This is a genomic window from Variovorax sp. GW821-FHT10B04 (assembly GCF_059415645.1).
On sequence record NZ_JBWKNQ010000001.1, the window covers coordinates 347,197 to 366,580 of the forward strand.

Sequence of the window (19,384 nt, forward strand, 5' to 3'; positions counted from 1 at the left end):
GCTTTCGCCAGCGGCGCGATCTCTTTCGTTTTTCGGCATTTCGCATGTGCCGAGCGAACGTCGCGGCGGCAGCGCCGCACGCGCCGTGGCATCAGGCCGTCAGCACGCTGGGAGACATCCCGAAGCGCTTTCGGAACAGCGTCGAGAAATGGGGAATCGTGTAGCCCACGAAGGTGGCGACCTCCGATACCGAATAGCTGCCGGTGGACAGCATCCGATAGGCCTCCTGCAAGCGCAGTTGCTGGACGTACTCGAACACGCTGAGGCCGAAGAGCTGCCGGAAGCCGGCGGTGAGCTTTTTCACGTTGATGCCGACCTCGCGTGCCAGCGCATGCAGCGTCGGCGGGTCCTGGTAGCGCAGCGTGGCGAGTTCGCGCGCATGCCAGAGCCGGTCCACGTCGAAACCGGCGAGGCAGCCTTGCGGCTTTCCGGCGCCGGCCAAAGTCCGTTCCATGGCCGTCGCCGTCAGTTCCAGGCCTTTGCCGGCGAGGTAGACGTCGCGCAGCGTCCCCTGGAACGGGCAGGCCAGGATCTGCGTCGCGATCGCACGCAGTGCCGGCGTGAGCGGCTGGCGCAGCACCAGGACATCGCTGCCGCACAACTGCGTTCCACCGCTGCGCGCAAGGTCGTCGAGATCGAATCCGTGGCGTTGCGCGCTGTGGGCGTCCAGGCCGACCTTGACGAAGCGCTGCAGCGTTCCGGCCTCGAAACGGTCATAGCCCTCGTGCTCGCCGGTGGCGAGCACGAGATAGGCGCCGGAGCCGTCGATGTCGAAGGGCGCGCGGCCGTTGACGCCGCCGCGCAGCTTGCCATTGAGCGAGACGATGACCTGCAGGCCCTGGAACACGGGCGCCCGCACTTCCAGCAGCTCGCGCGGAACGATGGATTCGGCCGACATCGTCATGTCGGCCTCGAAGCGCCGCGACCAGTTGGCTGAAAGCATCGACGAATCCGTTTCAATTGAGAATAATTCTCAATTGTATGAGTCCATCCAGACGGCGGCGCATGCCCACAGTCGATGACCGCGTGCGCTGTCCGGCTTGCTCGTGAACCCGGCGATGCCAGCAAACGGTGCGGCGCACCCATGCGGGGCCGCGACGGACGCAGCACCCGGATCCTTCATCCATGCCGCAGCGCGAGAGAAATCCAACGAGGGAAAACGAGGAAGCTTATGTCGGCATGCTTGTTGCATCTTGTGCAATCAATTGTTTATAGTCCAAATCTCAACACGGAGAAGTTCGATGACGACCGCTTGCAAGTTATTCACGGTTCTTGGCTGCGTGGCCCTGCTGGCGCTACCCGCGGCCGCACAGGTCAAGAAAGTCGCCATTGCGGGCTGGGGGCCGCATCCCACGCTGAACGAGACCATCGCCGGCTTCAAGAAGGGGCTCGCCAGCGGGGGCTTCAAGGAAGGCGAAACCGTGAGCTTCGACGAGACCAACGTCAACTTCGATCGCGCGCTGATCCCGCAGATGCTCAACAAGCTGGCCAGTGCCTCGCCCGACCTGATGGTGACGATCGCAACGCCGGTGTCGGTCATGGCCAGCCAGCAACTCAAGACGCGCACCTTTCCGATCGTCTTCACGCCGATCGCCGACCCGGTCCATGCCAAACTGGTGCCGAGCTGGACCGCGGGCGCGCCGTTGCTCACGGGTTCGTCCGTGGCTCTCGACTATGAAGTGGTGTTCAAGTTCTTCAAGACGCTGGTCCCGGACCTGAAGCGGCTGGCGGTCCTCTACGACACGGGGGACGACAGTTCGACCATCGCGCTGGACAGCATGGACCAGGCCGCCCGGCAGTACGGCGTGACGATCGTGAAGCTCGGCGTCGACAACCCATCCGAACTTCCGCAGCGCGTGCAGTCGGCCATGGGCCGGGCCGATGCGATCTATCCGGTGGCCTCCGGCCGGATCCAGCAGGGCACGGCCGTCATCGCCGCGACGGCGGACCGCATGAAGATGCCCGTCATCTCGACGATTCCGCAGATGGTCCAGCAGCACCAGGCACTGGGCGCCATGGCCGTGTCGTTCGGCCAGTCGGGAGAAGCGGCAGGAAAGATCGCGGCGCAGCTGCTCAAGGGTGCGGACGCACGCAACCTGCCGGCCTGGAAGCCGGCCGCGGCGGACCACGTGCCGATGGTGAGCGCGGTCCGGCTCAAGGCGCTGGGGCTGACGCTGCCGGCCGCGCTCAAGGACTGCAACTGCGTGATCGAATGACCGCGGCGGCTCCCATGATCGAGCTTCGTGAACTGCGCAAGACCTTCAATCGCCAGGGCCCCGACGAGAAGATCGCCACCGACGGCGCCTCGCTCTCCGTGGGCGCGGGCGAATTCGTCGCGCTGATCGGCGGCAACGGCGCGGGAAAGAGCTCGCTGCTCAATCTCGTCAGCGGTGCACTGCTGCCGGATTCCGGAACGATTTCCATCGCAGGGCGGGATGTGACGAGGCTGCGCGAGGACCAGCGCGCAAGGCTGGTGTCGCGGGTCTTCCAGGACCCGATGATCGGCACGGCGCCACTGCTGAGCGTGGAGGAGAACCTCGTGCTCTCCGAGTTGCGGGCCAAGGGCCGCGGATGGCGCAGCGCGCTGACGGCACAGCGGCGCACGCGCTACCGCGAGGTACTCGCCGAGCTCGGCCTGGGGCTGGAGAGCCGGCTCGGCGCGTTGGCCGGCACGCTGTCGGGCGGACAGCGCCAGGCACTGGCGCTGGTGATGGCGACACTCGAGTCGCCTCAGGTGCTGCTGCTCGACGAGCACACCGCGGCGCTCGACCCCAAGACATCCGCCCTCGTGATGGACGCGACACGCCGGCTGGTCGAGGCCCGGCAGCTGACCACGCTGATGGTCACGCACAACATGGCGCACGCGCTCGAGTACGGATCGCGTGTGGTGATGCTGGCCAGCGGCCGTGTGCGCGTCGACCTCTCGTCCAGTGAAAAGAGCGGCCTCACGGTCGCGGCCCTCGTCGAGCGCTTCCACATCGCAGACGACCGAATGATGCTGAGCTGACACCATGGAAATACTCACGAGCTTCTTCTATCTCGTCCCGATCACGATCGTGCAGAGCCTGCTCTACGCCACCGTGGCGCTGGGCATCATGATCCCGTTCCGGATACTGGCGCTGCCCGACATGACCTGCGAAGGCAGCTTCCCTCTCGGCGGATGCATGGTCGCCGCCACCACTGCGGCAGGCCTCAGCCCCTACGGCGCCACGGCGCTCGCCCTGGCCGCCGGCGCGCTGGCAGGCGCCGCGACGGCCTGGCTGCATCTGCGCTTCCGCATCCATTCGCTGCTCGCGGGCATCCTCGTCTCCACCATGCTGTGGAGCGTCAACCTCCGGATCATGGGCAAGCCCAACAGCCCCACGGTGCCTGGCGCCAACGTGTTCGATTCGATCTGGGAAGGCATCCTGCAATCGAATGGCGTTCAGGTCGCCGTGCTCGCGGTCCTGGCGATCCTGATGGTCCTTGCACTCATCTGGTTCTTCCGCACCGAGATCGGTCTTTCCCTGCGCTGCGTCGGGGCCAACGACAAGCTGGCGCCTGCGCTGGCGATCCGTTCCCGCCGCTTCGTCATCGGCGGTTTCGCGCTGGCCAACGCGATCGTCGCCGGCGGCGGTGCGCTGCTGGTGCAGCAGCAGGGCTACGCCGATGTCACCATGGGATTCGGAGTGGTCGTCAACGGACTCGCATCGCTGATCCTGGGCGAGGCCCTCATCGGCCGGCATACCGTGGCGCGGCAGGTGTGCGCGCCGGTGGTCGGGTCGCTGGCGTACTACCAACTGGTGTCGCTGACGCTGGCGACAGGGCTGAACCCCTCCGACCTGAAGCTTCTCACCGGCCTGTTCGTCATCGCCGCATTGGCCCTGCCCGGCCTGGCGCGCCGCTCCGGAGCGCTGCGCACGTGAGCGCGGCCACGCCACTGATCGGACTCGTCGGCGGCATGAGCTGGGAGTCCACGGCGCTGTACTACCGCTACCTCAACGAGATCGCGCGAACACGGCTCGGCGGACACCACGGCGCGCATTGCCTGATCCATTCCCTGGACTTCGAGCCCCTCCTGCAGGCGGGCGCGGCTCAGCGCTGGGACGACGTCGCGGCTGCGATCGCCCGGGCCGGCCAGGGCCTGCGGGCCGCCGGTGCGCAATTCTTCCTGCTGACCGCCAACTCCGCGCACCGGGTGGCCGAACAGGTCGAGGCCGCCGTCGGGCTGCCGCTGCTGCACATCGCCGATGCGACGGGCGCGGCCCTGCGCAAGGACGGGCGCCGGCGCGTGGGCCTGATCGGCACCCGGCACGTGACCGAGGACGGCTTCTACGCGCAGTGGATCGGCAAGCGCTTCGGCATCGAAGTGATCCCTCCCGAAAGGCCGGACCGGGAACGCCTGCATGCGATCGTGATCGACGAACTCACACACGGGAATCTGCTCGATGACTCGCGCAGATACGTGCAGGAGCTTGTTGCTAAGATGCGCGCCCAACACCTTGAAGCCGTCATCGTGGGCTGCACGGAACTGCCTTTGCTGCTGTCCCGGCCGTCGTTGCTGGCCCTGCCCTGCTACGACACGGCCTGGCTGCACGCCGCCGCCGCGCTGGCGGCGGCAGGCATCCCCGGCGACGGCGCAAGGTAGCGTCGGCACCCACGTCGTCGCTCATCCAGAAGTAATCGCGTGGTCACCGAAAAGAAGAAACTCATCGCCAAGTCCCCACGGACGAGTTCAGCAGCCCAGGGACGCAAGGGCATCCAATCCGTCGAAGTGGGCATGCGCGTCGTGGATGCGCTGGCAGGCGCCGCGCAGGCATTGCCGTTGGGCGAGGTCGGCAGGCTGGCCGGAATCTCCCCCAGCCAGGCGCACCGCTATCTCACCAGTTTCGCCAAGTCGGGCCTCGTCTATCAGGATGCCGCCAGCGGGCGCTACGGCCTGGGTCCGCAGGCGCTGCGCTGGGGCATCTCGGCGATGACCAAGACCGACTTCGTCGAAGTGTCCGCCCATGCGCTGGATGCGCTTTGCGAGCGGCTCGACCTGACCGGACTGCTCTGCGTCTGGGGAGACCGTGGCCCCACCTGCGTGCGCATGCGGCGCAGCAAGCTGCTGCTGGGCACCGATCTGGGCCTGGGCTCCGTGTTCCCGGTTCTCACGTCGGCGACGGGCCATGTCTTCCTTGCGTACCTGGCGGAGAGCATGACGGCCGATTTCGTGAAGGCCGAGGCGGAAGCCGCGTCGCGCCAGGGACGCACGGCAGACACCCGCGCCATCGAATCGATGTGCCATCAGGTCCGTGCGACCGGCCTTGCGCAGGAATTGAGCCACTACGTCGACCGCGTCTCGGCCATGGCGGCGCCCGTCTTCGATTACCAGGGCGACGTCACGGCGGTGATCACACTGCTCTTCCGCGGCTTGCCCGGCGGCTCGGCCACCCAGGGGCCGCTTGCGGAAGAGCTCACCGCCACCACCACACTGGTTTCGCGCGCGCTCGGCTGGACCGGCGCCGATTCGCCTCAACCCGCGTAGTGCAGCGGCAAGGCGGTGGAGTACTTGATCTCCTCCATCGCAAAACTCGAGCTCACGTCCTGCAGGCCGGGCAGCTCGATGATGCGGCGGTACACAGCGTCGTAGGCCGCGATGTCCGGCACCACCACACGCAGCAGGTAGTCGGTGTCGCCGGAGAGCCGGTGGACCTCCACGACTTCCTCGATGAGACTCATGGCCGCACGGAATGCGGCCAGCCAGTCCAGCTCGTGCCGGCCGGTGCGGATCGAGACGAAACACGTCACGCCCAGGTTGAGCTTGGCGCTGTCGAGCAGCACCACGCGTTGACGGATGACGCCGCTCTCTTCCATCTTCTGGATACGCCGCCACACGGCGCTCGCGCCCAGGTGGACGGCTGCTGAAAGCTCGCTCATGGCAACGGTCGAATCCCGTTGCAGGCGCGCCAGGATCGCCCTGTCAAACCGGTCGAGCATGTCGGTTCTCCTGATCCGCGATTTCACGCAACGGCCTCCACCACATCCCTGCCGCGCGCCATGAATGCGCATGCCGATTCGCAGGTCGCGTACCTAGCATCAAGGCATGACGCAAGAGCCTCCAATCCACCCCGACACGCTGCTGGTTCGCACGGGCCGAGACCCTGCCGCATGCGCAGGCTTCGTGAACACACCGATCTATCGCGGGTCGACCATCCTGGTCGACAGCTTCGAGAGTTGGGAGGCCGCGCGCGCAGGCGGCAACCCGTATGCGCACTACGGCCGCTTCGGGTCGCCGACCACGCGCGCGTTCGAGTCGGCCGTGGCCCAGCTCGAAGGCGGGCACCGGTCCCTGGTCTTTCCATCGGGCCTGTCTGCCTGCACGCATGCACTGCTGGGCCTCGTGGGGACCGGCGATCACGTGCTCATGACCGACAACGTCTATGGGCCGACGCGTGCGTTTGCGGACAGCGTCCTGCCCCGGTTGGGCGTGGACATCGAATACTTCGATCCCACGGCGGGTCTCCCGGCACACCGGATACGTGAGCGCACCCGTGCCGTCTTCCTCGAGTCGCCAGGTTCGCTGAGCTTCGAGATCAGCGACATTCCCGCGATCGCACACGCAGCCCATGCTGCGGGTGCCCGCGTCGTGCTGGACAACTCGTGGGCGTCGCCGCTCTATCTGAAGCCCTTCGAACTCGGCGTGGACATCTCGGTCCAGGCCGCCACCAAGTACCTCGTGGGCCATTCGGATGCCCTGCTGGGCGTTGCCACCGCCAACGAGGCGACGTGGCCGCTGCTCGCAGCCAGCGCGCACGACTTCGGTGAAACCGCAGGCCCCGATGACCTGTATCTCGCACTGCGAGGAATCCGCACCCTGGGCGTTCGCATGCGCCAGCACTGGCGAACCGGCATGCGGCTGGCGCAGATGCTGGAGCGTCATCCGGCCGTGCTGCGCGTTCTGCATCCCGCGTTGCCATCGCATCCCCAGCACGCGCTCTGGCAACGCGACTTCCTGGGCGCAAGCGGCCTTTTCGGGTTGGTGCTGCGCAGCGAGGACAAGACGGAGATCGCGGCCTTCTTTCGGAGTCTGCGGCTGTTCGGCATCGGCCTCTCCTGGGGCGGCTTCGAGAGCCTGGCACTTCCGGTCGGACGCCCGTTCCGCACGTCCGGCCTCTGGCCTCAGGAAGGCTATCTCGTGCGGATCCACGCGGGGCTCGAGGACGCCGACGAACTCTGCGAAGACATGCGGCGCGCACTGCATGTCTTCTCGCCGGCGCGAAGCAGCGCATGCCGGTCTTGATTCGAACAATGATGTTTGTTGCACTATGAGCAAGTTATTGGATAATGTGCAAATGCTAACCGCGGTACCTGTTCTTGTCCAAACGGTCCCGCATCAGAGGAGTTCCAGATGAAGGCGGTTTATTTCGATGCGCACGGCGATCTGTCCGTGCTGCGCTATGGCGAGCGTCCGGAGCCGGCGGTGCCAGCCGGCTGGGTCCGCGTGCGGGTGCGTGCGACCAGCTTCAACCACGCCGACCTGTTCGCGAGGCGGGGCATGCCGGGCATCAAGGTCGAACTGCCGGGGATCACGGGCACCGATTGCGCAGGCGAGATCGCGGCACTCGGCGAGGGCGTCAGCGGCTGGAAGCTCGGGGACCGCGTGCTGCCGATCTCGCATGAAGTCGACTGGACCACCGGCAGCTTCGACATGCTCGGCGAGAACCGCAATGGCGCAATGGCCGAGTACTGCGTGGTGCGCGCCAGCCAGCTGATGCGCCTGCCCGACGAGGTGTCCTTCGAGGATGCAGCCTGCCTGCCCTGCGCCTACGGCACGGCCTATCGCATGCTGCACACGCGCGGCCAGATTGCGGCGGGCCAATCGATCCTGATCCTGGGCGCATCCGGCGGCGTCGGCAATGCATGCGTGCTGCTCGCGAAGATCGCCGGCCTGCACGTGGTCGCCGCGGCGGGCGACGACGAGAAATGCGAGCGCCTGCGTGCCATGGGCGCCGACGAGACGATCAACTACACGACCACGGCGATCGACGGCTGGGTCCGGCAGAAGACCGGTTCGCTCCTGCGCGGCGGCGGCATGGACGTGGTGGTGAACTTCACGGCGGGAGAAACCTGGCTGCCATCCATGCGCTGCGTGAAGCGCTTCGGCAAGCTCCTGTGCTGCGGCGGCACCGGCGGCTACAAGGCCATGACCGACATTCCCTATCTCTTCATGTCGGAGATGAACATCATCGGGTCGACAGGCTGGACGATGGAGGAACAGCAGGCCTGCGTGGACCTGGTGGCCAGCGGCAAGCTCAAGCCGGCGATCGACCGTGTGGTCCCGCTTTCCGAGGCCATCGAGGCCTATGGGGCCTTCGAGCGCCGCGAGTTCTTCGGCAAGATCGTCGTTGCGCCATGAGCACGCGCTACCCCCTGCGCGCGCCTTTTGCAGACCCCGGCGACGTCGACCGATTCGCCGCATTGCCGCTCGCCGGGCGCCTGGAGGCCGGAGACCTCCCCGGCCTGATGACGTTGGCGGCGATACGGCATGGCGATGCGCGGGCCATTCGCTTCCTGCCTTCAGGCCTGCCCGGCGACATTGCGGAGGATTTCAGCTTCGCCGATGTCGTCGCGAACATGCACGCGGCGATGGCCGTTCTCCACGGCATGGGCATCACGGCCGGCGATCGGGTGGCCCTGCTGCTGCCCAACCACCCGCTCGGCGTGAGCGCGGTGCTCGCCGCGCAGGCCGTCGGCGTGGCCGCACCCATCAATTTCTACCTGGAGCCGGCGGAAATCGCCGCGCTCCTGACGGCGACCGGCGCACGCGTGCTGGTGGTCGACGGCGAGCTGGCGACGGCCAAGCTGCCGGCGATCCTGCAGGCCTGCCCGCAGGCGCCCGAAGTGCTGAACCTGGCCCGGCTGCACGCCGGAAACGCCCGGCACGCGCCTCCCCTGCGCGACAGGCGCGGCGAAACGGTGGCGCTGTTCCACACGGGCGGCACCACCGGCCTGCCCAAACTGGTACCGCTGTCGGGCCTGAACTTCGCGTCGACGGCGTTGATCACGGCCTATGCCTATGGCTACGGGCCCGACGACACCGTGCTCGCCGCCATGCCGATGTTCCATGTGGGCGGCCTGCTGGCCAGCACGCTGTTCCCATTGGTCTGCGGCGCCGGCATCCTGCTCGCGGGAGAGCAGGGCTATCGGGGCAAGGGCGTCATCGCCGCGGTCTGGACACTGGCACGCGAAGAAGCGCTGAGCATCCTCATCGGACCGCCGACCGTGATGGGCCAGCTGGCCCAGGCCATGCCCGCACGCGAGCAGCTCCCGCGCCTGAGGCTGCTCGTCAACGGCGCGGCCGCGTTGCCGGTCGCCATCGGGCAACAGCTGGTGGAGGCGCTCGAGGTGCCGCTGACCGAACCATGGGGCCTGACGGAGGCCACGCTGGCGGTGACATCCATGCCGCGCGACGGCGCGAGGCACGGCGGGTCCGTGGGGATCGCCCTTCCCTACTGCAGCGTCAAGGCCGTTCATGTCGATGCGCAGGGCAAGGCCGTCGGCGACTGCGCACCGGATGAGATCGGCGTCCTCGCCATCCAGGGGCCGACGGTGTTCGATGGCTATCTCGGCCTGCCGGCATCCCGCCAACCCTGGCTCGGCGAAGGATGGCTCGACACGGGCGATCTCGGCCGCGTGGACGCTCAGGGCTACATCTGGATCACGGGGCGATCGAAGGACCTGATCAAGCGGGGCGGCCACGGCATCGATCCGACCGTCATCGAGTCCGCGCTCTACGCGCATCCCGATGTGGCGCTGGCGGCAGCCGTCGGATGCCCGGACGCCTATGCCGGCGAGCTCCCGGTCGCCTATGTCCAGGCCAAGCCGGGCCGCACGCTGGACGCGCTGGCGCTGCAGGGCCTGGCCGCACGGACGATCACCGAACGCGCCGCCGTGCCCAAGGAGATCTTCGTCGTGGCGACGATGCCGGTCACCGGCATCGGAAAAATCAACAAGCAGGCGCTGCGCCTGGACGCAGCGGAACGCGTCTTCACGCGCCTCCTGAACGCCATCGAAGGACTGAACGGCCAGCTCAGTCTGGCGGTGCTGCCCCACGCCCAGCACGGAACGCTCGTCCGGGCCGAGGTGCCCGCCGAACACGTCGCCGCCTCGCAGGCGATCCTCGCCCGGTTCGCACTGCGCGCCGAGGTGTCCGCGACCGACCCATCCACAGGAACCCACACGCAATGAACAACGGCCTTTCGGAAATCGACCACCTGATGACTTTCGTGGCGGACATCGAAGCCGCCTCCCGGGACTGGGAGCGCCTCGGCTTTTCGCTGACGCCCCACTCGCACATCACGGCAATGGGAATCGTCAACCGGCTCGTGCTGCTGCAGTCGCGCACGCCGGGCACGGCGAATTTCGTCGAACTCATGGGCGTGAGCGATGCATCGGCGCTGCCGCCACCCATGCGCTCGGTGCTGTCGGGCGACGAGGGTGTGAAGTCGATGGTGATGGCGACGCACGACGCCGCGCAGGCGCAGGAGGCGCTGGTTGCCGCCGGCTATCCGTTCGAGCCGCCCCGACACGTGCGCCGCGAGTGGATCCTGCCCGGCGAAGGGTCGGTGTGGCCCGAATTCGACGTGCTGCTGCCGATCGAGGCGCCACTGGCCTTCAACGTTTGCCAGTATCACAACCTGCCGCTGTACCAACGCGCCGATTGGCAACAGCATCGCAATGGCGCCGTCAGCATGCTGGCGTGCTTTGCGACGGCGCCCGATCCGGCGGACGCCATCGGCTACTTCGAACGGCTGTTCGGCCGTGCCTCGCACGCCAGCGCCGGCGGCGGACGGGCGACGAGCCCGGCTGCGGCCGATATCGTCGTGTACGCCCCTGCAGACTTTGCGTCCCGCTTCGGCGTGGAGGTGCGCGTCGGCGCCAGCGCAAGCTACGCCGGCATGCGCATCGGCGTGGCGGACATGGCGCGGATGCGCGATTGCCTGCGCGACGCATCGGTGCCCTGCGCCGACCAGGGCGAACGCATCGTCGTGGGCCCCGCGCACGCCAGGGGCAGCGTCATCGAATTCGTCGAGATGCCGCAATGAGCGCCCTCGCGGAAATCCAGGCCGGCAACGACGAGCTCGTGCGTATCCGCCGCGACCTGCACGCGCACCCCGAGACCGCTTTCGAGGAAGTGCGCACCGCCGGCATCGTGGCCGCCTTCCTGCGTGCATTGGGACTTGAAGTCCATCAAGGCATCGCCATCACCGGGGTGGTGGCGACCATCCACGGCCGGCCCGGCCCCCGATCGATCGGCCTGCGCGCCGACATGGATGCGCTGCCGATCGCGGAGCTCGGCGACAGGCCCTACCGGTCGACCGTGCCGAACAAGATGCACGGCTGCGGGCATGACGGCCACACCGCGATGCTGCTGGGTGCCGCACGCTACCTGTGCGCCCATCGCGACGACTTCGAGGGCGCGGTGCACCTGATCTTCCAGCCCGCCGAGGAAGGCGACGGCGGCGGGCGGCGCATGGTCGAGGAAGGCCTGTTCGACCGCTTCCCGATGGATGCCGTCTATGGCATGCACAACATCCCGGGGATGGTCGCAGGCACCTTCGGCGTCATGCCCGGCCCCATGATGGCGTCCTTCGACCTGTTCGACATCACGGTCCGGGGCAAGGGCGGCCATGCCGCGTTTCCGCATACGACCATCGACCCTTTGCTGGCCGGTGCGCGTCTCGTGGATGCCCTGCAGGGCATCGTGAGCCGACGCGTGAATCCGCTGGATGCCGCCGTCGTTTCGGTCACGACCTTCCATGCCGGGGACACGCACAACGTGATCGCCGACAACGCGCGGCTGTCCGGCACGGTGCGCGTCTTCAAGGCGGACGTGCGCGATGCGGTCGAAGCCGAAATGAGGCGGCTGTGCGAAGGCCTGGCCATCGCGCACGACGTCGGCATCGACCTGCGCTACGAGCGCCGCTATCCACCGACCGTCAACAGCGCACCGGAAGCCGCAATCGCCCGGGCGGCGGCCGAGCGCCTGGTCGGCAAGCCGCAGGTGATCGTGGACGGCCAGGCGCTGATGGCGGCCGAGGACTTCGCCTTCATGCTGGAGGCGCGCCCCGGTGCCTACGTGTGGATCGGCAACGGTGTCGGCGCGCAGGGCGGCTGCATGGTCCACAACCCCGGCTACGACTTCAACGACGAGATCCTGTCGCTGGGCAGCGCGTACTGGGTCAGTCTCGTTCAGACGGCGCTGGGCACGCCGGCGGCCCGCTGACGAATCGTCGAGGCTCGGCCCCCTCTTCCTCAACTTCCACAACCCATTCCCCATTTCGATCATGAACACGACCCAGCAACCGGCCATGACAGTGGACGCCCTCCAGGCGTGGCTCGACAGCTCTCCCTTCATCCGGCTCCTCGATCTCCAATGCACCGAGATCGATTTGGACCACGGCATGCTTTCCATCAGGATGCCGATGCGGCCGGAGCTGGAACGCATCGCCGGAACCGGCCAGTTTCACGGCGGCCCCATTGCCGGCCTCATCGACACGGTGGGCTGCTTCGCCGTCGTGATGGGCACGCACGCGCCCGTACCCACGGTCAACTTCCGGGTGGACTACCTGCGTCCGTCCTCCGGCGCGTTCCTGGTCGGCAAGGCGAAGGTGCGACGGATCGGCAAGACGATCGGCGTGGTCGACGTGGACGTGTTCGATTCGGAGGGTCGATTGACGGCGATCGGACGGGGCTCCTTTGGCATTGCCTGACACCGAAGCGACGCACCCGTCCCCGCCACTGGCCGGGCTGCGGATACTCGACCTGACCCAGTACCTGCCGGGGCCCTGGGCGACGTGGCAGCTCGCACGACTCGGCGCCCATGTCACGAAGATCGAGCAGCCGGCCGGTGATCCGGCCAGGCACATGGGCGCACGCCAGGGGGATTCGAGCCATGTCTTCGTCGCGCTGCATCACGGCAAGGACATGCTGACACTCGACCTCAAGCAGGCCGACGGACGCGATCGCTTTCTCGGCATGGTCGAACAGGCCGATGCCGTGCTCGAAGGCTTCCGCCCGGGCGTCATGGCGCGGCTGGGGCTCGACTGGCCGACGCTGCAGGCGCGCAACCCGAGACTGGTGCTGTGCTCGCTGACGGCATTCGGGCAGGAAGGTCCATGCGCCCGGCGCGCAGGCCACGACATCAATCTGCTGGCGCTGACCGGCGTGCTCTCGCAGATCGCGGCCCGCGACGGGCAGCCCGCACTCTGCGGACTGCCCATCGGCGACCTGTTCGGCGGCAGTCAGCCTGCACTGGTCGCCCTTCTCGCGGCGCTGCTGGCCGTGCACAGGACCGGCATGGGCCGCTGGATCGACATCTCCATGGCACACGCCATGCTGGAGAGCAACTTTCTTGCCGCGGCGACGGTCGACGCGAACCGCCGGGACGAACGGGGCGGCCAAGGCATGCTCACGGGCGGACTGCCGTGCTACGGGATCTACGCGACGGCAGATCACCGGCACGTGGCGGTAGGGGCACTCGAGCCGAAGCACTGGGTCGCCCTCTGCGATCTGCTGAACCGCCCGGACCTTGCAAGGTGCCACTGGAGCCATGGCCAGGTACCTGGCGGCGAAGAGGCTCGCGCCGTTCGCGATGAACTGGACACCATCTTCGCGCAACACACGCTCGCACACTGGACCTCGCGTTTCGACACCGCCGACTGCTGCGCAACGCCCGTGCTGCGAACGGACGAGGCCATGCGGCACCCGCAGTTCGCTGGCTGATCGCCCCGCGATCCTGCACGCACGATCGGCCAGGGCGCATGGCCGCGGCACTGCGGACTTGAGCGCTTCGCCATTTTTTAGTAGCCTCCAGGGTCCGGAGATGGCATTCCTCCGTGAACCGCCGCGGCATCGCCCGGGGCTGATGATGCCTACAGACACCTGATCACATCACGGGGCTGTAGGCGTTCGCGCTCATCATTTCCCTTGCTGGATCAGGCCGATTTTCTCGACACTGATCTCCATGCGCCGCTTTCACCGCCCCGAACAATTCGACCTGTTGCCGTACATCGGCAAATGGCTCGTCGTCGCCAGCATCGTTGCCTTCCTGGCCGGCAGCGCGTCGGCCACCTTTCTCTTCCTGCTCGAACGCGCAACGGTCTGGCGTGAAGGCCATCCGCTGATCATCTGGCTGCTGCCGATCGCCGGCGGCGTGGTCGGCTGGATCTACTTCAAGCTCGGCAAGCCCGTCGATGCGGGCAACAACCTGCTCATCGACGAGATCCATGACCCCCGGAAGATCGTGCCGCTGCGCATGGTCCCCCTGGTGCTGGGAGGAACCGTGATCTCCCACCTCTTCGGCGCCTCGGTCGGGCGGGAAGGCACCGCGGTGCAGATGGGCGGCGCGCTGGCGGACCAGCTCACCCACGTGTTCCGCATGCCGCACGCCGATCGGCGCATCCTGCTGATGGCGGGCATCAGCGCGGGCTTCGCCTCCGTGTTCGGCACGCCGCTCGCCGGAGCGATCTTCGGCCTGGAGGTCCTGGCGATCGGCCGCATGCGCTACGACGCGCTGTTCCCCTGCGTCGTCGCCGGCGTCGTGGCCGAACGGGTCGGCGTGGCCTGGGGCGTGCATCACACGCACTACGCGATCGGGCAGATCGCCGCCGTGACGCCATGGAGCGTCATCGCCGTGGTCGTCGCAGGCGTGATCTTCGGCCTGGCCGGACTCGCCTTCGCCACCGCCACGCACCAGTTGGGCGACCTGGTCAAACGCCGGGTCGGCTATCCGCCGCTGCGGCCCGTGCTGGGTGGCACGGTCATCGCGCTGGCCGTCTGGGGGCTGGGCGCACTGGGCACCGATGCGCACCGGTACATCGGGCTGGGCATTCCCACCATCGTCAACGCGTTCCAGGAACCGGTGGCGCCGTGGGACTCCCTCGGGAAGTTCATCTTCACGGTCACCTCGCTCGGCACGGGCTTCAAGGGCGGCGAAGTGACGCCGCTGTTCTACATCGGCGCCACACTCGGGAACGCGCTGGCCCCGTTGCTTCACCTGCCCTTTGCGATGCTGGCCGGCATCGGCTTCGTGGCGGTCTTCGCCGGCGCGGCCAACACGCCGCTGGCCACCAGCGTCATGGCGATGGAACTCTTCGGCCCCGACATCGGCCCGCTCGCGGCCATCGCCTGCGTCGTGAGCTATCTGTGCTCCGGGCACGCCAGCATCTATCGCGCACAACGTGTCGGCCACAGCAAGCACCGCGGCAGCCTGCCCGAGGGACTGCGCATTGCGGACATTGCGCAATTCCGCAAGAAGCAACGTGAAGACGGCGCCGACAAGAAGGCGCCGGACTGACCGGCGAATTCAGCGCGTGCGAACACCCGCGGGTCGTCGGCGCGCTCGCTGAACCCTACAAGGTGTCGCTGATCGACGCGGAAGGCGTCTGCGCGATGCGTGCGGAGATGGCGCGGCAGGTCTCGAGCAGCGGCGCCACATAGGCGACCTCGGGGTCGGGCCGTTGCCGAAACACCAGCGTGCTGACGCTGATGGCCGCGACCGGCACTCCCGCCGCGTTGCGCACCGCGGCGCCGAAACAGAAGATGCCCGGCTCGTTCTCTTCGTTGTCCACGGCCCAGCCGCGTTCGCGTGCCTGCACGACCTGCTCGCGCAGCACCGCCGCATCGACGGTCGTGTTGTCCGTGTGGCGCGGCATGGGCAGGTTCTTCACCAGCGCCTTGAAGGCCTTGTCGTCGAGCGCGGCCAGGTAGGCCTTGCCGACAGCGGTCGAATGCAGGAACACGCTGGTACCGATGCGCGAAGACATGCGCACGGCGCTGGGACTCTCGAGCTTCTCGATGTAGACCATGCTGGTGCCGCTGGGCACGGCGAGGTGGACGGTCTCGCCGGTCAGGTCGCGCAGGCGCTTGAGCTCATCGACCGCGGCCAACCGTATCGCCGACCGCCCCCAGCTGCGGCTGGCCAGCTGGATGAGCCGCGGGCCCAGCGCCAACGTCGCGCCATGCGCGGTCTCCTCCAGCAAGCGTTCGGCGACCAGCGCGGCGACGATCCGATGCACCGTCGGACGGGGATAGCCACTTGCCCGCATCAGCGCGGCGACGTTCATCGGCTCGTCGGCATCCGCCACCAACTGCAGCACGTGCATGAACTTCGAGAAGGCCGCGGTGCCGGCAACCTGCGGCTGCGCCGGCGGCGAAGAAGGCGCGGGGGTGGCGGGAGATGAACGGGAAGCAGGCATGGAAGAGAACGGGAATGGCACTCGGCGCGGAAGGCCGGACCATTATCCATGCCGCATCCGCGCACCCTGCAGCCGCGGGGGCGTGCCTCGCGCCTCAGGCCACCATGTAGCCGCCGTCCACCGGCAGCACCACACCCGTCATGAACGACGCGGCCGGCGTGCACAGGAACATCGCGGCACGCGCCACGTCGTCCGGCGTACCCCAGCGGCCCAGCGGCGTGCGCGCGAGGATGGGGCCGGCGCGCGCCGGGTCATCCTGCAGCGCTTGCGTCAGCGGCGTGGCGATCCAGCCCGGTGCGACCGCGTTCACGCGGATGCCGTCCGCCGCATAGGCGATGGCCAGCGACTTGGTGAGCTGCGCCACACCGCCCTTGCTGGCCGCGTAGCCCGGCACCAGCCCGCCGCCGAAGAAGCTGAGCATCGAGGCCGTATTGACGATGCAGCCACCGCTGGCCTTCAGCCGTTCGCGGACCATGCCGCACACGCGCATGGTGCCGGTGAGGTTCACTGCCAGCACCTTCTGGAAGACGTCGAGGTCGTGCTCCGCGCCGCGCTGGATGATGCCGGCGCAGTTGAAGACGATGTCGAGCCGATCGAGGTCGCCCAGGGCGGCCTCGAGGCTGTCGACCGAAGTCACGTCCGCCTCGCGCACCTGCACGTCGGCATGCAGGGTGCCGTCGCCGCGGCCCAGGCCGATGGCGGTCACCTGCGCACCGAGTGCGGCCAGGTGATTGGCAATCACCGCGCCGATGCCCTGGGTCGCGCCGGTCACCAGTGCGCGTTTTTCCTTGAAGAGTCCTGGCTGATAGGTCATGGATCCTGTGATGTCAGTTCTTGATGTCCAGCTTGGACATCAGCGTTTTGAAATAAGCGCTGTCCCTGGCCATGACGGCCTTGAACGCGACGTCGTCGGCATAGGTGAAACCGAGGTTCTGCTTGTCCAGCACCGCACGGAACGAAGGCTCGTTGGCGGCCTTCTGGCTGAGGTCCTTGAGGTAGGCGACGATCTCCGGCGGCGTGTTCTTGGGCGCCGCGATGCCGCGCCAGGTGCCGATGCTCAGGTCGATGTTGCGTTCCTTCAGCGTGGGCACGCTCTCGAAGCCCTTGACGCGCTGATCGGCCATGACGGCCAGCATCTTGAGCTTGCCGGATTGCACGTAGGTCGTGACTTCGGCAGGGCTCACGGCCACCGCGTCGATATGGCCGCCCAGCAAGGCGAGGATCGCCGGGCCGGCGCCCTGGAACGGCGCATGGTTGAACCTGGCTCCGGTCTTGTCCTCCAGCGCCGCTGCAGCCAGGTGCCAGATCGAGCCGTTGCCGGCATTGCCCACGCTGATCTTTCCGCTGTCCTTCTTCGCTGCGGCCAGGAACTCCTCGACCGTGTTCCAGGGCGCTTCGGCGCGCACGGTGATCGCAGCCTGGTCGGCATTGAGTTGCGCGATCGGCGTCATGTCGTTGTAGGTGAACTTGGCCAGACCGAGGTTGGGAATGGTGGTCAGTTCCACCGTGACGACGGCGAGGCGGTAGCCATCGGGCTTGGCGTTGACGACGTCCTGCCAGCCGATGGCACCGCTGGCGCCTGGCTTGTTGACGATGATCACGCTCTGGCCCATGTGCTTCTGCGCCGCTTCACCGAATGCGCGTGCGAGCGCGTCCGTGCCGCCGCCCGGCTGGAACGGCACGACGAGTTCGATGGGGTGATTGGGAAAGTCGCGCACCTGTGCCGTGGCCGGATGAGTGAAGCCGAGCGCCACGAACGGCAGCAAGGCAAGTGCCGCATGGCGGCGGAATTTCTGTGCAATTCGAATCATGGTTTTGTCTCCGTTTGTCTTCTTGAAAAATGGGGCCGGCCCTCCGACGCCCGCACGCTGAAAATCAATAGCTGGCCCGACCTCCCGACAGGTCGAAGACCGCCGCCGTGTTGAAGGTGCAGGAGCCGGAGCACAGCCAGGCCACCATTTCGGCGACCTCGCTGCTCTCGCCGAGACGCTTCATCGGACTCTTGTCGATCATGGTCTGCACGTGTTCGTGCGACATCTGGGCGAGGATCGGCGTGCGCACCGCCGCCGGGGCGATCGCATTCACGCGCACGCCCGTCGTCGCCAGTTCCTTGCCGAGCGACTTGGTCAATGCCAGCACGCCGGCCTTGGCCGCGCTGTATGCCGAGGCGTTGGGCGTGCCCTCCTTGCCGGCCAGCGACGCGATGTTGACGATGCGTCCGGCGCCCGCGGCGCGCAGGTGCGGCACCACCGCACGGCACACGTTGAAGGTACCGACGAGATTGACGTCCACGATCCGGCGCCAGACCAGCGGGTCGTAGTCCTCCAGCGGCATCGTCGGTCCGGCGAAGCCGGCGCTGTTGACCACGAAATCGATGCGGCCGAAGCGCGCGAGGACTTCGGCAACCGCCGCTTCGGCGCCCGCCAGATCCGTCACGTCGACCCGCCAGCTGTCGTCTCCGGCGGGCTCGGCCATGTCCCATACCACGACGCATGCGCCGCTGCGCCGCAGATGGGCGACGACCTCGGCACCGATGCCGCTGGCGCCGCCCGTGACGACAGCGACCGCTCCGGCGAAATCGAAGCGCGCGCGACCGTAGTCCATGGTCAACGGATGAACTGCTTGGTGAAGTCGGCGCCCAGCCCGACCGACTCGAAGTGCTTGCGGCACATGTCGATCTTGGTGAACACGTCCTCGTAGCCCATGCCCTTGCCCCAGGGATCGGTGTAATACATGACACCGTTGACCTGGAAGTACGTGATCATTTCCTCGACATCTTCCGGCACGTAGAGCGTATGCGTCTCGCCCGGCGGCTCGAACACGTAGCTGCCCTCGGTCGCTTCCCAATCATGTTCCAGGTAGCGCCAGCGCCCCTTCAGCACGAAGCCGTGCACGGCCTGCGGATGGCGGTGGCGGCTCAGGACACCGGACTTGCGCACGCGCAGCAGGTTCATCCAGTAGCCCTGGCTGGCGTTCAGGCAGAGAGGCCGGAACCACACGTTCTCGGCCTGCGGAACCCACAGGCGCTCGTCCTGCGGGATCGCGTGGTTGATCACGATCTCGGGAAGTGCGTCGGGCGGGTTGGGGTACTGATAGGGGGTCTTCGGATTCGGATCCGAGTCGTCGATCGGCATGGGGTCTGTCCATATTGTGGATATATA

At 67.4% G+C, this 19,384-nt stretch carries 20 protein-coding genes and 1 riboswitch; of the genes, 13 read left to right on the forward strand and 7 right to left on the reverse strand.

Annotated features, from left to right (window positions below):
- Positions 1-91: 91 nt before the first annotated feature.
- Positions 92-943, reverse strand: a complete 852-nt coding sequence (locus AC07PZ_RS01670; RefSeq protein ID WP_495293260.1) for a helix-turn-helix transcriptional regulator — start codon at positions 941-943, stop codon at positions 92-94.
- Between the two features lie 298 nt (positions 944-1,241).
- Between AC07PZ_RS01670 and AC07PZ_RS01675 the strand changes: the two genes are divergently transcribed.
- From AC07PZ_RS01675 to AC07PZ_RS01695, 5 genes are read left to right on the forward strand one after another with little or no spacing between them, the layout of a single operon-like run.
- Complete coding sequence (locus tag AC07PZ_RS01675) at positions 1,242-2,216, forward strand: ABC transporter substrate-binding protein (RefSeq protein WP_495293261.1); 975 nt, start codon at positions 1,242-1,244, stop codon at positions 2,214-2,216.
- Between the two features lie 14 nt (positions 2,217-2,230).
- A complete protein-coding gene (locus AC07PZ_RS01680) occupies positions 2,231-3,007 on the forward strand; it encodes an ABC transporter ATP-binding protein (RefSeq protein WP_495293262.1) in 777 nt (258 codons plus the stop codon).
- 4 nt (positions 3,008-3,011) lie between these two features.
- Positions 3,012-3,905 carry an ABC transporter permease gene (locus tag AC07PZ_RS01685; protein WP_495293263.1) on the forward strand — a complete coding sequence of 298 codons (894 nt, stop codon included), beginning with the start codon at positions 3,012-3,014 and terminating at the stop codon, positions 3,903-3,905.
- Positions 3,902-4,627, forward strand: a complete 726-nt coding sequence (locus AC07PZ_RS01690) for an aspartate/glutamate racemase family protein (protein ID WP_495293264.1) — start codon at positions 3,902-3,904, stop codon at positions 4,625-4,627. Before AC07PZ_RS01685 ends, AC07PZ_RS01690 begins: the two co-directional genes overlap by 4 nt.
- Positions 4,628-4,666: 39 nt before the next feature.
- Positions 4,667-5,509, forward strand: a complete 843-nt coding sequence (locus AC07PZ_RS01695; protein WP_495293265.1) for an IclR family transcriptional regulator — start codon at positions 4,667-4,669, stop codon at positions 5,507-5,509.
- Here AC07PZ_RS01695 and AC07PZ_RS01700 read toward each other — a convergent pair.
- Positions 5,497-5,961 (reverse strand): Lrp/AsnC family transcriptional regulator, encoded by a 465-nt coding sequence (locus AC07PZ_RS01700; protein WP_495293266.1) that lies wholly within the window; start codon positions 5,959-5,961, stop codon positions 5,497-5,499. The two genes, AC07PZ_RS01695 and AC07PZ_RS01700, sit on opposite strands and share 13 nt — an antisense overlap.
- Before the next feature lie 106 nt (positions 5,962-6,067).
- Between AC07PZ_RS01700 and metC the strand changes: the two genes are divergently transcribed.
- The 8 genes from metC to AC07PZ_RS01740 all read left to right on the forward strand — a co-directional run bounded on the left by metC (position 6,068) and on the right by AC07PZ_RS01740 (position 15,322).
- The gene (gene metC, locus AC07PZ_RS01705; protein WP_495293267.1) at positions 6,068-7,264 is read left to right on the forward strand and encodes a cystathionine beta-lyase; all 1,197 of its coding nucleotides are present in this window, start codon (positions 6,068-6,070) and stop codon (positions 7,262-7,264) included.
- Positions 7,265-7,372: 108 nt separating this feature from the next.
- Complete coding sequence (locus AC07PZ_RS01710; protein ID WP_495293268.1) at positions 7,373-8,380, forward strand: zinc-binding dehydrogenase; 1,008 nt, start codon at positions 7,373-7,375, stop codon at positions 8,378-8,380.
- Positions 8,377-10,212 (forward strand): AMP-binding protein, encoded by a 1,836-nt coding sequence (locus AC07PZ_RS01715; RefSeq protein WP_495293269.1) that lies wholly within the window; start codon positions 8,377-8,379, stop codon positions 10,210-10,212. The genes AC07PZ_RS01710 and AC07PZ_RS01715 overlap by 4 nt, the downstream gene beginning before the upstream one ends.
- The gene (locus AC07PZ_RS01720; RefSeq protein ID WP_495293270.1) at positions 10,209-11,069 is read left to right on the forward strand and encodes a VOC family protein; all 861 of its coding nucleotides are present in this window, start codon (positions 10,209-10,211) and stop codon (positions 11,067-11,069) included. Before AC07PZ_RS01715 ends, AC07PZ_RS01720 begins: the two co-directional genes overlap by 4 nt.
- On the forward strand, positions 11,066-12,250 hold the full coding sequence (locus AC07PZ_RS01725) for a M20 aminoacylase family protein (protein ID WP_495293271.1): 1,185 nt from the start codon (positions 11,066-11,068) through the stop codon (positions 12,248-12,250). The genes AC07PZ_RS01720 and AC07PZ_RS01725 overlap by 4 nt, the downstream gene beginning before the upstream one ends.
- Before the next feature lie 61 nt (positions 12,251-12,311).
- The gene (locus AC07PZ_RS01730) at positions 12,312-12,737 is read left to right on the forward strand and encodes a PaaI family thioesterase (protein WP_495293272.1); all 426 of its coding nucleotides are present in this window, start codon (positions 12,312-12,314) and stop codon (positions 12,735-12,737) included.
- Entirely contained in the window at positions 12,724-13,749 is a 1,026-nt protein-coding gene (locus AC07PZ_RS01735) for a CaiB/BaiF CoA transferase family protein (RefSeq protein ID WP_495293273.1), read from the forward strand. Before AC07PZ_RS01730 ends, AC07PZ_RS01735 begins: the two co-directional genes overlap by 14 nt.
- An 87-nt stretch (positions 13,750-13,836) precedes the next feature.
- A riboswitch (Fluoride riboswitch) is annotated at positions 13,837-13,908 on the forward strand.
- 82 nt (positions 13,909-13,990) lie between these two features.
- Positions 13,991-15,322, forward strand: coding sequence for a voltage-gated chloride channel family protein (locus AC07PZ_RS01740; protein WP_495293274.1), 1,332 nt, complete (start codon positions 13,991-13,993; stop codon positions 15,320-15,322).
- Positions 15,323-15,377: 55 nt separating this feature from the next.
- On the opposite strand, the gene AC07PZ_RS01745 is transcribed toward AC07PZ_RS01740, so the two are convergent.
- From AC07PZ_RS01745 to AC07PZ_RS01765, 5 genes are all read right to left on the reverse strand, one after another.
- The gene (locus tag AC07PZ_RS01745) at positions 15,378-16,223 is read right to left on the reverse strand and encodes an IclR family transcriptional regulator (protein WP_495293275.1); all 846 of its coding nucleotides are present in this window, start codon (positions 16,221-16,223) and stop codon (positions 15,378-15,380) included.
- A gap of 94 nt (positions 16,224-16,317) precedes the next feature.
- Positions 16,318-17,037 carry an SDR family NAD(P)-dependent oxidoreductase gene (locus tag AC07PZ_RS01750; protein WP_495293276.1) on the reverse strand — a complete coding sequence of 240 codons (720 nt, stop codon included), beginning with the start codon at positions 17,035-17,037 and terminating at the stop codon, positions 16,318-16,320.
- 13 nt (positions 17,038-17,050) lie between these two features.
- The gene (locus tag AC07PZ_RS01755; protein WP_495293277.1) at positions 17,051-18,034 is read right to left on the reverse strand and encodes a Bug family tripartite tricarboxylate transporter substrate binding protein; all 984 of its coding nucleotides are present in this window, start codon (positions 18,032-18,034) and stop codon (positions 17,051-17,053) included.
- Between the two features lie 64 nt (positions 18,035-18,098).
- On the reverse strand, positions 18,099-18,827 hold the full coding sequence (locus tag AC07PZ_RS01760) for an SDR family NAD(P)-dependent oxidoreductase (RefSeq protein WP_495293278.1): 729 nt from the start codon (positions 18,825-18,827) through the stop codon (positions 18,099-18,101).
- Positions 18,828-18,829: 2 nt separating this feature from the next.
- Positions 18,830-19,357, reverse strand: a complete 528-nt coding sequence (locus AC07PZ_RS01765; protein ID WP_495293279.1) for a 2,4'-dihydroxyacetophenone dioxygenase family protein — start codon at positions 19,355-19,357, stop codon at positions 18,830-18,832.
- Between the last annotated feature and the right edge of the window lie 27 nt (positions 19,358-19,384).

Excerpts from the sequence above, each read along its gene's own strand:
- AC07PZ_RS01750 (WP_495293276.1), bottom strand. The coding sequence starts at position 17,037 with ATGACCTATCAGCCAGGACTCTTCAAGGAAAAACGCGCACTGGTGACC.
- AC07PZ_RS01700 (WP_495293266.1), bottom strand. The coding sequence starts at position 5,961 with ATGCTCGACCGGTTTGACAGGGCGATCCTGGCGCGCCTGCAACGGGAT.
- AC07PZ_RS01670 (WP_495293260.1), bottom strand. The coding sequence starts at position 943 with ATGCTTTCAGCCAACTGGTCGCGGCGCTTCGAGGCCGACATGACGATG.
- AC07PZ_RS01725 (WP_495293271.1), top strand. The coding sequence starts at position 11,066 with ATGAGCGCCCTCGCGGAAATCCAGGCCGGCAACGACGAGCTCGTGCGT.
- AC07PZ_RS01710 (WP_495293268.1), top strand. The coding sequence starts at position 7,373 with ATGAAGGCGGTTTATTTCGATGCGCACGGCGATCTGTCCGTGCTGCGC.
- AC07PZ_RS01715 (WP_495293269.1), top strand. The coding sequence starts at position 8,377 with ATGAGCACGCGCTACCCCCTGCGCGCGCCTTTTGCAGACCCCGGCGAC.
- metC (WP_495293267.1), top strand. The coding sequence starts at position 6,068 with ATGACGCAAGAGCCTCCAATCCACCCCGACACGCTGCTGGTTCGCACG.
- AC07PZ_RS01760 (WP_495293278.1), bottom strand. The coding sequence starts at position 18,827 with ATGGACTACGGTCGCGCGCGCTTCGATTTCGCCGGAGCGGTCGCTGTC.
- AC07PZ_RS01765 (WP_495293279.1), bottom strand. The coding sequence starts at position 19,357 with ATGCCGATCGACGACTCGGATCCGAATCCGAAGACCCCCTATCAGTAC.
- AC07PZ_RS01720 (WP_495293270.1), top strand. The coding sequence starts at position 10,209 with ATGAACAACGGCCTTTCGGAAATCGACCACCTGATGACTTTCGTGGCG.
- AC07PZ_RS01685 (WP_495293263.1), top strand. The coding sequence starts at position 3,012 with ATGGAAATACTCACGAGCTTCTTCTATCTCGTCCCGATCACGATCGTG.
- AC07PZ_RS01740 (WP_495293274.1), top strand. The coding sequence starts at position 13,991 with ATGCGCCGCTTTCACCGCCCCGAACAATTCGACCTGTTGCCGTACATC.
- AC07PZ_RS01755 (WP_495293277.1), bottom strand. The coding sequence starts at position 18,034 with ATGATTCGAATTGCACAGAAATTCCGCCGCCATGCGGCACTTGCCTTG.
- AC07PZ_RS01730 (WP_495293272.1), top strand. The coding sequence starts at position 12,312 with ATGAACACGACCCAGCAACCGGCCATGACAGTGGACGCCCTCCAGGCG.
- AC07PZ_RS01680 (WP_495293262.1), top strand. The coding sequence starts at position 2,231 with ATGATCGAGCTTCGTGAACTGCGCAAGACCTTCAATCGCCAGGGCCCC.
- AC07PZ_RS01675 (WP_495293261.1), top strand. The coding sequence starts at position 1,242 with ATGACGACCGCTTGCAAGTTATTCACGGTTCTTGGCTGCGTGGCCCTG.
- AC07PZ_RS01745 (WP_495293275.1), bottom strand. The coding sequence starts at position 16,223 with ATGCCTGCTTCCCGTTCATCTCCCGCCACCCCCGCGCCTTCTTCGCCG.